Here is a 13,783-nt window from a genome sequence, read left to right on the forward strand (position 1 = left end):
GCTGCGAAGGGAGCTTCGGACGGCATGACACGGACCCCGCGCGCACACGGCCGCCGGACGGCGGCGGCCCTCACCCTGCTGTGCGCCCTGACGGCGACGGCCCCGTCACCCGCGCTGGCGGCCCCCGATCCGGGCCCCACCACCCTCGACGGGGTGCGCAAGCAGCTCGACACGCTGTACCACCAGGCCGAGGTGGCCACCGACCGGTACAACGCCGCCGACGAGCGGGCCACGGCCCAGCAGCGGAAGGTCGACGCCCTGGGCGGCCGGGTGCGGCAGGCCGGACAGCGGGAGGCCCGGCTGAAGCGGCTGCTCGGTGCGGCGGCCCGGGCCCAGTACCGCGGTGGCGGGCTGCCCGCCGAGATCCAGTTCGCCCTCGCCTCCGACCCGGAGCGCGCGCTGGACAACGCCGGGCTGGCCCGGCAGGCGCAGCAGGGCACCCAGGAGCAGCTGACGGCGCTGGAGGCGGCCCGCGAGGAGCTGCGTACGCGCACCGCCGAGGCCACGGCCGAACTGAACCGGCTCCGGGCCGACCGGCGTGCCATGGACGAGAACCGCGAGACGATCGAGGATCGCATCGACACGGCCCGCGCGCTGGAGTCACGGCTCCAGAAGAAGGAACGTGAACGGCTCGCCGCGCTGGAGAAGCGGGCCGCCGACCGGTCCCAGGCGAAGTGGGTCGGCACCGGCATCCTCGGCGAGGTCGGCACCGAGGGAAGCGCGGCCGGTCGGAAGGCCATCGCCTACGCCACGCGGCAACTGGGCAAGCCCTACGTCTGGGGCGCCGAGGGCCCCGACTCCTTCGACTGCTCCGGCCTCACCTCCCAGGCCTGGCTGCACGCGGGTGTCGTCATCCCCCGCACCGCCGAGGAGCAGTGGGCCCGGCTCCCCCGCGTCCCCGTCTCCCGGATGCGCCCCGGCGACCTCGTCATCTATTTCTCCGACGCCAGCCACGTCGCGCTCTACACGGGCGACGGCAAGATCATCTCGGCCCCTCGTCCGGGGCGGTTCGTGTACGTGTCCCCGGCGGGGTCGATGGAGATTCTGGGGGTGGTGCGGCCGGACGCGTGAGCGCCGGCCGCGGCCGTGCTGGACGTGTACGTGTCGGACGCATACGTACCGGACGCATACGTACCGGACGCATACGTACCGGACGCTTAGGTACCGGACGCTTAGGTACCGGACGCTTAGGTACCGGACGCTCACGTGCCGGACGCGGCCGCGCCGCTGAACCGTCCGCACTACCCGCCCCGTTGTAGCCCGCGTGAGCACTTCGGACGGAGAGGGGTGTCATGGCCGGCACGGAAGCGGGGCCCCGGGACCGGAACCGTTTGACCAAGAGCGCCAACGCCCTCGCCCGTGAGCTGCTGCGCGCCGAGTCCAGACTCAGGGACGAGCGCGGCGACCGCGAGCGGATCGACAGGACGGAGCGGTTCTGGCGGATGCTGCGGGCCGCCCTGCGCCGCCTCAGGGGCCGCCGCAGGGCAGGGACGGATCAGGGAGGCACCGCACCTGCGCCGGGAGGCGACGCAGCCGCGCCGGGAGGAAACACACCCGAGCCGGGAGCGGGCGCCGGACCGGAACCGTGGACGCCGCCCGGGCCCTGGGCCGCGCACCGCCCCGGTGCCGGGACCACGCCCGGGCAGGGCGCCGGGCGGCGGCAGCCGGCCGCCGCCGAACAGGCCGCGATCGACCGGATGGCCGGCGTCATGGACCGCGTCCAGCGCCTGTCGGCGGACCAGTTGAAGGCCTTCGAGGACGCGGTCCTGCACCTGGTCAGGTCCGACGACAAGCTGCGCGGGGCCTTCGAGGGAGACCCGCTGAGCCTGCCGCCGGCGATCGCCCGCTTCGCCGTCAGCGCGCATGCCAGGGAAGCACTGGGCGACGTCCCGCCCACGGCCGCACCCGCGGCACCCGCTCCCCCGGCCCAAGGCCTGCCGGCTCCCGGCCGGGAGGCCGAGCCGTCGCAGCGCCTGACCGCGGAGGCCGCGACCATCACCGCGCCCCCGTCCCCCGCGCTCACTCCCTCGCCCCCTGCCTCTGTCTCTCCGGTGAGCCCCGTGTCGCCGACGCCGAGCAGGCAGAGCTCGACGGCCTCCACCCGGCCCTCCCGCACCACGACTCCGGCCGTCGGCCGACGGCCCGGCGGGCCGGGCGGACAGCAGGGCCGTCGGTAGGGGCCGCCAGTAGGGGCCGTCGGGCCGACGCGCGGGGCGCACGCCCTCCGGCTCCGTTTGAACCCTGCGCCCGCCCGGACCCGTTGTGCCCACCGGCAAGCAGGTTTCCTGCCACAGGAAAGGACATGCAGAATGCCAGGAAGCAACGGCAACGGCTCGGACAGCGAGGGACACGAGTCGGCCAATTCCAGCGGCTCCTCCACCGTCTTCTACAGCGTCACCGGCTCCAGCGGCTTCGAGGCGGCCCCCGCGTCCCGGGCCTCCTCCAGCCGCTCCTCCCGGTCACGGCGACAGGCCGACCCCGCCGACGCCATCCGTGTCACCGATTCCTTCATGCCCGACGGCAGCAACAACAGCCCCACCGTCGACCCGCCCGGCCACGACGGCGGCGCCGGGATCTACGACGTCGAGGCGCAGAGGTACCTGGCCGCTAACCAGTCGGGTTTCTACCGGTGGAGCAAGAAGGCCGGCGACTGGGTGGCGGAGAAGAAGGAGCCGATCAAGCGCTTCATCATGGAGGCCACCCCCCTGCTGCTCCAGGCGGCGGGCAAGTCCCAGATGGACGCGGACGGCAACCTGACCACCCTCGGCGCCAATCTGAACGTCGCGGGCAACGCGTTCGGGGCGCTGAAGGGCGCCTACCAGGCGTACCAGGGCGCACAGGCCTACCGAAGCGGGAACTACTGGGACGCGGCCGCGCAGGCGGCACTGGCGGCATCGAACATCACCGGTGCCGGTCTGGCCGCGAACGGTCAGCGCGCGGACCTCAACGTGGGCCAGCAGAACCTCTACCAGTCGGTGGGCATGGGTATCCAGTCCGGGGCGGCCGCCGCCGGATACAACTACGAGCCGCCGCCCCAGAACACCTCCGGCGCGGCGCTGTCGCAGTCGCCCATCCCCATGTCACCTCTCCCGGGGCAGAGTTCGACGCCGCAGCCGGTCTCGGCGGACCCCAGCCCGGGAATCACCCGCACGACCTCCATGCAGGTGGCCGCCGACGATCCGATGCAGACCCAGCGGCTCCGCCGTGCGCAGCCGCTGCCGCCGCCCGGTCCCGGACCCAACGGCGGTCGCGGGCGCGGCGGCGGCCCTGTCGGCGGCGCCCGCTGAACACCTCCTGCCGGCGAACCTCCCGGCAGAAGTGAGCCGAGGCGCCCGGCGGTCGCGGATCCGGCCCGCCGCGACCGGCGGGCGTCGGCCCCCCACCGCGGGCCCCGGCCCCTGCCCGAGCCCCGCAGCACCTGGAGCCCCGTATGTCCCTCGCCCCGGTCCAGCCGGTCCCGCCGGACCAGTCCGACAGCCCCGCGCCTCCCGCACCCGGCCCCGCGTCTCCCGTGCCCGGCCCCGCGTCTCCCGTGCCCGGCCCCGCGTCTCCCGTGCCCGTCCCCGCGCCGCCAGAGGCCCAGGGCCCGCCCCCGGTCCCCCCGTTCATCCTGTACCTGAGCGGCCCCGACCACTTCGAAGCCCTCCACCGGCTCACCCTGTGGGTACGCCACCTCCTGCTGCCGGTGTACGGACGGGAGGTCACCTCGACGGCACCGTGGTGCTCCCGCTGGTGGCTGCACCCCGAGGCCGTGGCCCAGCTCTACGGGCTGTGGATGGCCTGGCAGGACCTGACCGTCCCCGAGGCCGGGCTCGGCGGCCCCGCCGCCTGGCACCGCGACCACCTCTCCCACGTCATGGCCACGCTGCGCGACCCCAACGGCCCGTTCGCGGGCTGCAAGCCCGGTGGCCACCGCGCCAAGGCGGCACCAGAGATGGACGCGTTCCCGGAGTGAGCCCCGCGCCCGGTTGAACCGCGCGCGTCGCGGCCCCGTTGTACGACGCAGACCGCGGCCCCGTTCGCAGGACGCGGCCGGAACACCAGGGAAGGACGGCCATGAGCAGCGACGCAGAGTCGGACGAGCCGACGACCGGGGAGCGCCTCTCCGCCGACCAGGCGGCCGCGGGCCTGGCCGACGACGCCCCCTCCGCGACGCCCCCGCTCTTCTCGGTGATCATCGCCGCCGACGGCTCCGCAGCCATCGACGGGATGCCCGTGCCGGTCACGGGGGGAGAGACGGTCGACACGGCGATCCTCGACACGCTGCACGCCTACGCGAGCCGGCGGAACCTGCCCGTCACCGCGGCCGTCTCCGATCCCGCCGTGGCGGACGTGACCTATGTCGAGGTCGCCCCGGACGGTTCGAGCAGGGTCGTGGAGCCGCCGCCCGCGCCGGGCCCGACGGCGATCGAGGCGATGACGGTGCCGATCGCGGCCGACGACGGGCCGGACGCCGTACCGCCCGGTCACGCGGGCACCAAGGACGACGGGGACGCGGACGAGGCCGACGACGACGAGAGCGAGGCCGACGAGAGCGAGGCCGTGGGGCAGGGGGTGCATCCGTCGGCGCATCCGTCGGCGCCGGCTTCCCCGCCTCGGCGCGCGGCCCCCCTGCCCGGCGTGTCCCCGCGGCGCCCGGCCACCGGCGCGGGGAAGGCGTCGCGTCAGTCGGACGACGAGTACCAGCCGTCCGGTCTGCTCCACCGGCCCCTGGTCGTAGGGCCGGTGGCGCTCGGCGTGGCCGCCCTCGTCATCGTGCCGCTCGTGATGTCGGGCGGCGGTTCGAGCGACGGCGGGCAGCAGAACACCGCCGCAGGTGCGCACACCCAGACCGCCGGATCCAGGGCGGGCCACGGCCCGGAGTCGACGCCGATCGTCTCCGGGCCGCCCGGCCCGACCCCGTCCCAGTCCCAGTCCCCGTTTCCGTCCCCGTCCCCGTCCGCCACGTCACCGAAGGCGACGGCCAAGCCGAAGCGGACCGCGCACGGCGGTGGCGCCGGGGCCACCGTCACCGTGACCGTGCGGCCCCCGAAGGCCACGGCGACCGTCACCACCGCGCCCCCGAAGGACACCGCCGCGACCGCCGTGAACCGGCTCGCCGTCAACGATCCGGGACGGCACATCTGCTACCGCGCCTACGTCTCCGGGAAGGGCTGGCAGAAGCCCGTGTGCGACGGCACGGTGGCCGGTACGACGGGCCAGAACCGGCCGATCAAGGCGCTCGACATCGCGGTGCGCGGCACCGGCGGCGCGGCCGCCAACGCCTTTGTGCACAATCCGGACTCGACCGACGGCCGGGGCATCTGGAAGCCGCACTGGACCGCCGACACCCCCGACGGCAAGGACGTCTACATCGGCAGCACGAAGAAGGGCGCCCCGGACATGCTGGGCTTCGCCATCAGCATCGGCAGCGGCGGCCGGATCTGCCGGCTCGCCCACGTCCACAACGTCGGCTGGGGCCAGACGGATTGCGTCGGCCCGCGCCCCGAGTACATCTTCGGCGGCACCCTCGGCAACGACCTCTGGCTGGAGGCGGTCAAGTTCACCGTGTGAGCAGCGCCCCTGCACGAGGGCGCGGGCCGCGCGGTCCCGTGTATCGCGACGGTCGCCGGTCGGCCACAGTTCACCCACCGCTGCCCCATGGACACGTCAAGTGTCACTAAAGTCCGGAGGGTGACCGGAGCCGACCCGCTTTCCTTACGTTTCACCGTGCTGGGGCCCGTCCGGGCCTGGCGCGACGGCCGGGAGCTCGACCTCGGCTCGCCCCAGCAGCGAGCCGTGCTGGCCGCGCTGCTGCTGCGCCGGGGGCGGGCCGTCACCCTCGCCGAACTCGTCGACGCCGTGTGGGGCGCGGAGCCGCCGACGGCCGCCGTGTCCGTGCTGCGCACCTATGTCTCGCGCCTGCGCAAGGTGCTGGAGCCCGGCCGCGACCCGGACGTGCCGCCGCGGACGATCGTCTCCGTGGCGGACGGATACCGGGCCGAGCTGGCGCAGGACGCCCTCGACCTGGCCGCGTTCGAACGACACGTGGCGGACGCGGCGCGGGCGGCCGCCGCCGGCGACGCGGCCACCGCCGCGGGCCTGCTGCACCGCGCCCTCGACGGCTGGCGGGGCGTGGCGCTGGCCGGCCTGCCCGGCCCGCTGGCCGAGGCCGAGCGCTCCCGGCTGGCCGAGGAACGGCTGAGCGCGCTGGAGACACGGCTGGACCTCGACGTCCGGCTCGGCCGCCACGGCCGGGTGATCGCGGAACTGATGTCGCTGACCGGTGAGCACCCGCTGCGGGAGGAGCTGTGCCGGCTGCACATGCTGTCCCTCTACCGGTCCGGGAGACAGGCCGAGGCGCTGGCGTCCTACCGCCGAACACGCACCACGCTGGTGACCGAACTGGGCGTCGAGCCCGGCGCGCCCCTGCGCGATCTGCACGCACGGATCCTGGCATCCGACCCGTCCCTGCTCTCCACACCAGGCCTGGCGTCCGACCCGTCTCTGGTCTCCACACCAGGCCTAACGGCCAACACGCCCCTGATCTCGACACCAGGCCTGCCTGGCGACCCGTCCCCGCTCCCCACACCAAGCCTGACGACCATCCCGTCCTCGGCCCCGGCGACCGCCCCACCCTCCGCCCCGGCCCCGGCCCCGGCCACTTCACCCGCGACAGACCCGCCCCCGGTCACCACACACATCCCGGCGGCCACCCCAGGACCCCAGGGACCCCAGGGACCCCCGGGACCCCAGGGACCCCCGGGACTCCAGGGACCCCAGGGACCCCCGGGACTCCAGGGACCCCCGGGTCCCGGACCGCGTCACCCGGCCGACCCGTCGGCCGTCGAGCCGCCCGCGCGGGGCGTCGCGCACGGCAGGGCCGCCGTCTCCGGCACCGCGTACGGCAGGGCCGCCGTCTCCGGCACCGCGGACGCGGCCCGCGGCGCCGCCCGCGAAGAACCGCCCGGTCCGATCACGACCGGCGCGGACCGGAGCCCGCCCCGGCAGTCCTCCCCAGCCGGCCGGCCCACCGCCGCCCGGGCCGCCGCACCATCCGCCGCCCGGCCTCCCTTCTCCCCTCGGCTCGCCCAACTCCCCGCCGATCTCTCCTCCTTCAACGGACGCCACGCCGAACTGGCGCGGACCCGGGACCTGCTGCCCCTCGGCGGCAGCGCCCCGGCCACGGTGGTGATCTGCACGATCGGCGGCATGGCGGGCGTCGGCAAGACCACGCTGGCGGTGCACCTGGCCCACCAGGTCGCCGCCCACTTCCCCGACGGACAGCTCTGCGTCAACCTGCACGGCTTCGACCCGAGCGGCTCGGTGACGCCCCCGGCGGAGGCCGTCCGCGTCCTGCTCGACGCCCTCGGCGTCCCCCCGCAGCGGCTGCCCGCCGGGCTGGAGGCCCAGACCGCGCTCTACCGCAGCATGCTCGCCGAGCGCCGGATGCTGATCCTCCTCGACAACGCTCGCGACAGCGAGCAGGTCCGCCCGCTGCTGCCCGGTTCTCCCGGCTGCCTCGTCATCGTCACCAGCCGCAACCAGCTCACCGGCCTGGTCGCCGGCGAGGGAGCGCACCCGCTGACGCTGCACCAGTTGACGTCCGCCGAGGCGCACGAGTTCCTGGCGCGCCGGCTCGGCGCCGGGCGACTGGCGGAGGAACCGGCCGCGGCCCGGGAGATCGTCGCGCGGTGCGCCCAGCTCCCGCTGGCTCTCGCGGTGGTCGCCGCCCGCGCGGCCACCCACCCGGACTTCCCGCTCGCCGCCATCGCCGCGGAACTGCGGGACAGCCACGACAGCCTCGACGCGTTCACCGGGGACGACACCAGCATCGACGTACGGACTGTCTTCTCGTCGTCGTACGAAGCCCTGTCCGCGCCGGCCGCGCGGCTGTTCCGGCTGCTGAGCCTGCACGCCGGCCCGGACGTCTCGGCGCCCGCCGCGGCCGCCCTCGCCGGACTCGCCCCGCGGGAGGCCCGTGGGCCGCTCGTCGAACTGACCCACGCCCACCTGCTCACCGAGCACTTCCCCGGCCGCTACACCCTGCACGACCTGCTGCGGGTGTACGCCGCCGAACGCGTCCACGCCGAGGAGACCCCGCAGGACCGGGACGCGGCGGTGCGGCGGCTGCTGTCCTGGTATCTGCACACCGCGGACGCCGCCTACCCGCTGATCACCCCGAACCGCGACCGGGTCCCCCTCGAACCCCCGCCGGCCTTCTGCCGACCCCTGTCGTTCACCACCCACGACCAGGCCCTGGACTGGTGCGAGACCGAACGGTCCAACCTGGTCGGCGCAGTGCACCAGGCCGCCGCGGCCGGGCAGCCGGGCATCGCCTGGCGGCTGCCCGCCGTGCTGTGGGGGTTCTTCTACCTGCGCAGTCATCTGAGCGACTGGTACGCCGCCGCCCGCGCGGGCCTGTCCGCCGCGCGAGCCGCCCACGACCGTCCGGGCGAGGCCCAGGCCCTCGCGGACACGGCCGCGGCGCTGCGCAGCGCGGGTCGCTACGACGAGGCCATCGACCACTACCACCGGGCGATGACCGTCTTCCGGGATCTCGGGAACGCGGAGGGCAGACTGCGGGCCGTGGGCAACCTGGGCGACGCCTATCTGCACGCCGGCCAGTACGCCAAGGCGGTCGAGTACAGCCGCCGGGGGCTGGCGCTGGACCGGAAGGTCGGCAGCTCCTGGGGCGAGGGCATCGCCCTGAGCAACCTCGGAGACGCCTACCAGCGGCTGGGCCGGTACGACGACGCCGTCCGCTGCCTGGAGCAGGCGCTGACCGTTCTGCGCGCGGGCGGCAACCGGTGGGTCGAGGGTATCGCCCTCGACGTGCTCGGCACGGTCCACCACCGGCTGGGCGCCCATGACCGCGCGGTCGACCACTACCGGCAGGCCCTCGCGACCCACCGGGACATCGGCAACCGGTGGGGGGAGGGACACACCCTGGGCCATCTCGGCGAGGTCCAGCTGGCCGCGGGCGAGCCGGAGTCGGCCGCCGCAAGCTGGCGGCAGGCCCTGGCGATCTTCGCGGAGTTCGATCACCCGGACGCGGCGGAGATCGCGAAGAAGCTCGACGCCCTACGGCTCGAGACGCGGTAGCCGCACCGTTCCCGTCCGGCGAGGAGGTGCGAGCGCGCCGGCCCCGGGCCGCGCGGGCGCCGGATCGGCGAGCGGATATCTCGCCTGCGCGGGCGCGACGGACCCGACCGGGTCACGGTTCAGCTCGAACCCCGGCGGCAGCGGCAGCAGCGCGGAGGGCAGCGGGGACGCGGGCGGTTCCGGGACGCGTCCGCGCGGTTGCACCGGACGCGCCGGTCGCGCCGGGGGCCCGTCCGCGTCCGGGCCGGTCCTGCGCCGGCTCAGCAGACCGTACGGCCCGAGCCTCGGGCGGCCTGACGGGCCTGACGACTCCGGTGACGTGGGCATGGGTGAACCTCCCCGGCTCGGACGGCCGGCACCCTGGGCCGGTCACGACCGCACAACGGCTGCCGGGCCCCGGGGGTTCAACCGGATACGCGGACGCCGCACCGCACCCGGACGCCACACGCCACTCGGCCACCGGACGGACCCCGGACGCCACACGCTCCGAGCGGCGCGCTCAGTCCGCGGACAGCACGAACGACGTCTGCTTCTTCGCGAACCCCGGCGCCTTCGCCTCCACCAGATACGTGCCCGTCGCCGCCGACCCCGCCGGAGGCGTCGCGCACTGCGCGGCGCTCGGCTTGCGGTCCCACTTCACGGTGTACGTGGCGCTGCTGCCCGCCGGCACCCGGTACAGCTGCCTTCCGGAGACCTTGGGGCAGTCGTCCGACACCCAGTAAGCGTCGCTGCTCCCGGTCGGGGTGATCGTCAACACGGCGTTCTTCGGCCCGAGATCGACCTTGCAGTCGTTGGCGGAGGAGTTCTTCGCCGTCAGCCGGAAGGCGGGCGTCTCGTCGGGCGAGTAGCGGTTCTGCACACTGCTGAGCGTCAACGTGACCACACTGGCCGTGCAGTTGGGCAGCGTGGAACCGGCGGGCAGGGTGCCCGTACCTCCCCCGCCGCCGGAACCGTCGTCCGAACCGTCGCCGGACCCCGAGGCGTCACCGCCGTCCGCACCGTCCGACGCGCCGGAGTCGTCTCCCCCGGAGCCGGACCCCGACCCCGAGTCCGACCCGGAACCCGAGCTCGCGCCCGAGCCACTGGAGTCCCCGCCGCCCGACTCGTCGCGTCCGCCCGGCGCTTGGCTGATCGCGGGCCCGGATCCGGACGGTCCGGGAGTGATCGACGAGGCGGGATTCTTGCCGTTGGACCCGTCGGCGCCGTGGTCGGCGCCTCCGCCGCCCGTGCTGACGATCCACGCGATCAGCAGCGCCAACAGGGCGACCACGGACAGCAGTACGGCCCTCCGTCGCCAGTAGATGGTGGAGGGAAGCGGCCCGACCGGATTGCGCAGAGATCCCACGGCGCAAACTGTACGAGAGATCGCTGCCTCCGCCTGCCCCACCCGCCGCCCGTACGCAACTTTTCCGGATCATCATCCCGGAAGCGGTGGTTCCGTGTCCGTTTTGGGCGTCGGTCAACCCGATGACGGGACAGCCCCCCTCCCGGGCCAGCCTCGAACCACGTCCGGTCGACCCATGGCAGGATCGGAAATGCCATGACTGCGCCCACGAAACCCCCGCACACCGTCCCGGCCCCCGGCTCCCCCGACCGCTCGCCCGACGGGAAGCATCTGCACACCCCCGTCATCACCTGGTTCGACGAACACGCCCGCGACCTCCCCTGGCGGCACCCCGAGGCCGGCCCCTGGGGCGTGATGGTGAGCGAGTTCATGCTCCAGCAGACACCCGTGAACCGCGTCCTGCCGGTCTACGAGCAGTGGATGGCCCGCTGGCCACGCCCCGCCGACCTCGCCGCGGAGGCTCCCGGCGAGGCCGTGCGCGCCTGGGGCCGGCTCGGCTACCCGCGCCGCGCCCTGCGGCTGCACGGCGCCGCGGTCGCCATAACGGAACGCCACGGCGGCGACGTACCGTCCGACCACGCCCAGCTCCTCGCGCTGCCCGGGATCGGCGAGTACACGGCGGCCGCCGTGGCGTCGTTCGCGTACGGACAGCGGCACGCCGTGCTGGACACCAACGTCCGCCGGGTGTTCGCCCGCGCGGTCGCCGGCGTCCGGTATCCGCCCAACGCCACCACCGCCGCCGAACGCAGACTGGCCCGCGCCCTGCTTCCCGAGGAGGAGCGCACCGCCGCACGCTGGGCCGCCGCCTCCATGGAGCTCGGCGCGCTGGTGTGCACGGCGAAGAACGAGACCTGCCATCGCTGCCCGATCGCCGCGCAGTGCGCCTGGCGGCTGGCGGGCAAGCCGGAGCACGAGGGACCGCCGCGGCGCGGCCAGACCTACGCCGGCACGGACCGGCAGGTCCGCGGCAAGCTGCTCGCCGTCCTCCGGGAGGCCCACATGCCGGTCCCGCAGGCCGCGCTCGACCGCGTGTGGCACGAGCCGGTGCAGCGCGCGCGAGCCCTGGACGGGCTCGTGGCGGACGGTCTGGTGGAGCCGCTGCCGGGCGCCCGGTACCGGCTGCCGCTGTGACCTGACGCATCGTCACATCACAGCGAACGGGCCTTCTCCACAGCCGACCCTCAGCACGCACCTCGCCTCCGCCAAGCCCAAATCGCCCCATATAGGGATCAGTCACCCCGTCGCCTTACCCCGGACCTACTTCCGTTACACAACCGACGGACAGCCGAGCGCTCTCCGCTGGCTGCTTCGGACAGCCCCGTGACAACACCTCCGTAGCTTCATTTGCGTGCCCGGCGGAACCACGGGGACGACGGACACGGGCCGGAGAAAAACGGGGAACGGAGGCGGTTGATCATGGCGCAGGGCGAGGTGCTCGAATTCGAGGAGTACGTCCGCACCCGACAGGACGCGCTGCTGCGCAGCGCACGTCGGCTGGTGCCGGACCCGGTCGACGCCCAGGACCTGCTCCAGACGGCGCTGGCACGGACGTACGGCCGCTGGGACGGCATCGCCGACAAGCGGCTCGCGGACGCCTACCTGCGACGGGTCATGATCAACACGCGGACCGAGTGGTGGCGGGCGCGCAAGCTCGAAGAGGTGCCCACCGAGCAGCTGCCGGACGCCTGCGTCGACGACTCCACCGAGCAGCACGCGGACCGCGCCCTGCTGATGGACGCCATGAAGGTGCTCGCCCCGAAGCAGCGCAGTGTCGTCGTGCTGCGACACTGGGAGCAGATGTCCACCGAGGAAACGGCCGCCGCCCTGGGCATGTCGGCCGGTACGGTCAAGAGCACGCTGCACCGGGCGCTCGCCCGGCTCCGCGAGGAGCTGGAGAGCCGCGATCTGGACGCACGCGCGCTGGAGCGTGAGGAGCAGGAGCGTTGCGCGGCCTGACCGGCACCGGGCCCACGGCGGCCCGCGGGACCTTCCAGGCGGTGATCACGGCGGTGGCCGTGCTCGCCGCCCTCGGGTTTTTCGCCGCCGCCTGCGCCACCGGCGGCACCGGCGCCCGGGACGAGGGACCGGCCCACGCCGACGCGGTGGCGGGCACCGCCCCCTCCCCCGCGGCCTCGCCCTCCGTCACCCGGGACCAGGTGGACGCGGTCCGGCTCGTCAAGGACGACCCTCGGGTCTCGGCGGAGGTCAAGCGGGAGCTGAAGCCGTGCGTCGGCGACGAGTACCCGGTGGACGTGTCGTACGGCGAGCTGACCGGCGGATCGGCGAGCGACGTCGTCGTCAACGTGCTGACCTGCGGTGACGCGGTCGGTGTGGGCGCGTACGTGTATCGCGAGCGGGGCGGCCGGTACACGAACGTCTTCAAGACCGAGGAGCCTCCGGTGTACGCGGAGATAGACCGCGGCGACCTGGTGGTGACCAAGCAGGTGTACGAGAAGGGCGACCCGGTGTCGAGTCCGTCCGGCGAGAACGTGATCACCTATCGCTGGGCCGCGGGCCGGTTCGCCGAGGAGTACCGCACCCACAACGACTACAGCAACGCGGTCGGCGCGGAGCCGACCCCGGTGCCCGAGAGCAACTGACCCCCACCAGGACACCCGGAAGGACTGAGAACACCGGGATGGCAGACCAGACCCACGTGTTGTTCGTCGAGGACGACGACGTCATCCGCGAGGCCACCCAACTCGCCCTGGAACGGGACGGCTTCGTGGTCACCGCGATGCCCGACGGGCTGTCGGGGCTGGAGGCGTTCCGGGCGGACCGTCCGGACATCGCGCTGCTGGACGTCATGGTGCCCGGCCTCGACGGCGTCAGCCTGTGCCGGCGCATCCGCGACGAGTCCACCGTCCCGGTGATCATGCTGTCGGCGCGCGCCGACTCCATCGACGTCGTCCTGGGCCTGGAGGCGGGCGCCGACGACTACGTGACCAAGCCGTTCGACGGGGCTGTCCTGGTCGCCCGCATCCGCGCGGTACTGCGCCGCTTCGGCCACGCCGGCGGTGCCGACCGCACGGACGAGGCGGCCTCCGCCGCCACCGGCGGAACGCTGACCTTCGGCGAGCTGGAGATCGACACGGAAGGCATGGAGGTGCGGCGCGCCGGTCAGCCGGTGGGCCTGACCCCGACCGAGATGCGGCTGCTCCTGGAGTTCTCCTCGGCGCCCGGCACGGTGCTCTCCCGCGACAAGCTCCTGGAGCGCGTGTGGGACTACGGCTGGGGCGGGGACACCCGCGTGGTCGACGTCCATGTGCAGCGGCTGCGTACGAAGATCGGCCAGGACCGCATCGAGACGGTCCGCGGCTTCGGCTACAAGCTGAAGGCCTGAGCGGGGCCGGC

11 protein-coding genes are annotated in these 13,783 nt (G+C 74.2%); 10 read left to right on the top strand and 1 reads right to left on the bottom strand.

What is annotated here, in order from left to right; all coding sequences use genetic code 11:
* Positions 1-24 precede the first annotated feature (24 nt).
* The 6 genes from ACWCQK_RS04610 to ACWCQK_RS04635 all read left to right on the top strand — a co-directional run bounded on the left by ACWCQK_RS04610 (position 25) and on the right by ACWCQK_RS04635 (position 9,084).
* The gene (locus ACWCQK_RS04610; protein ID WP_451151883.1) at positions 25-1,071 is read left to right on the top strand and encodes an NlpC/P60 family protein; all 1,047 of its coding nucleotides are present in this window, start codon (positions 25-27) and stop codon (positions 1,069-1,071) included.
* 221 nt (positions 1,072-1,292) lie between these two features.
* Entirely contained in the window at positions 1,293-2,177 is an 885-nt protein-coding gene (locus ACWCQK_RS04615; protein WP_451151885.1) for a hypothetical protein, read from the top strand.
* A gap of 132 nt (positions 2,178-2,309) precedes the next feature.
* A complete protein-coding gene (locus ACWCQK_RS04620) occupies positions 2,310-3,287 on the top strand; it encodes a hypothetical protein (protein WP_451151887.1) in 978 nt (325 codons plus the stop codon).
* A 266-nt stretch (positions 3,288-3,553) separates the two neighbouring features.
* Positions 3,554-3,955, top strand: a complete 402-nt coding sequence (locus ACWCQK_RS04625) for a DUF4913 domain-containing protein (RefSeq protein ID WP_451152938.1) — start codon at positions 3,554-3,556, stop codon at positions 3,953-3,955.
* A gap of 101 nt (positions 3,956-4,056) precedes the next feature.
* Positions 4,057-5,553, top strand: a complete 1,497-nt coding sequence (locus tag ACWCQK_RS04630; protein ID WP_451151889.1) for a hypothetical protein — start codon at positions 4,057-4,059, stop codon at positions 5,551-5,553.
* A gap of 120 nt (positions 5,554-5,673) precedes the next feature.
* Positions 5,674-9,084: an AfsR/SARP family transcriptional regulator gene (locus ACWCQK_RS04635; protein ID WP_451151891.1), complete on the top strand. Its 3,411-nt coding sequence runs from the start codon at positions 5,674-5,676 to the stop codon at positions 9,082-9,084.
* Positions 9,085-9,583: 499 nt separating this feature from the next.
* Here the strand turns inward: ACWCQK_RS04635 and ACWCQK_RS04640 are convergent, their stop codons facing one another.
* Positions 9,584-10,429: a hypothetical protein gene (locus ACWCQK_RS04640; RefSeq protein ID WP_451151893.1), complete on the bottom strand. Its 846-nt coding sequence runs from the start codon at positions 10,427-10,429 to the stop codon at positions 9,584-9,586.
* Positions 10,430-10,624: 195 nt separating this feature from the next.
* On the opposite strand from ACWCQK_RS04640, the gene ACWCQK_RS04645 reads away from it, so the two are divergent.
* The 4 genes from ACWCQK_RS04645 (at position 10,625) to cseB (ending at position 13,772) form a co-directional block, all read left to right on the top strand.
* Positions 10,625-11,560 carry an A/G-specific adenine glycosylase gene (locus ACWCQK_RS04645; RefSeq protein WP_451151895.1) on the top strand — a complete coding sequence of 312 codons (936 nt, stop codon included), beginning with the start codon at positions 10,625-10,627 and terminating at the stop codon, positions 11,558-11,560.
* Between the two features lie 285 nt (positions 11,561-11,845).
* Positions 11,846-12,385, top strand: coding sequence for a SigE family RNA polymerase sigma factor (locus tag ACWCQK_RS04650; protein WP_385775869.1), 540 nt, complete (start codon positions 11,846-11,848; stop codon positions 12,383-12,385).
* Positions 12,373-13,029, top strand: coding sequence for a hypothetical protein (locus ACWCQK_RS04655; protein WP_451151897.1), 657 nt, complete (start codon positions 12,373-12,375; stop codon positions 13,027-13,029). The genes ACWCQK_RS04650 and ACWCQK_RS04655 overlap by 13 nt, the downstream gene beginning before the upstream one ends.
* A 38-nt stretch (positions 13,030-13,067) precedes the next feature.
* Positions 13,068-13,772, top strand: a complete 705-nt coding sequence (gene cseB / locus ACWCQK_RS04660; protein WP_451151899.1) for a two-component system response regulator CseB — start codon at positions 13,068-13,070, stop codon at positions 13,770-13,772.
* The last annotated feature ends 11 nt before the right edge of the window (positions 13,773-13,783 follow it).

Source organism: Streptomyces sp. NPDC002306 (assembly GCF_053593435.1).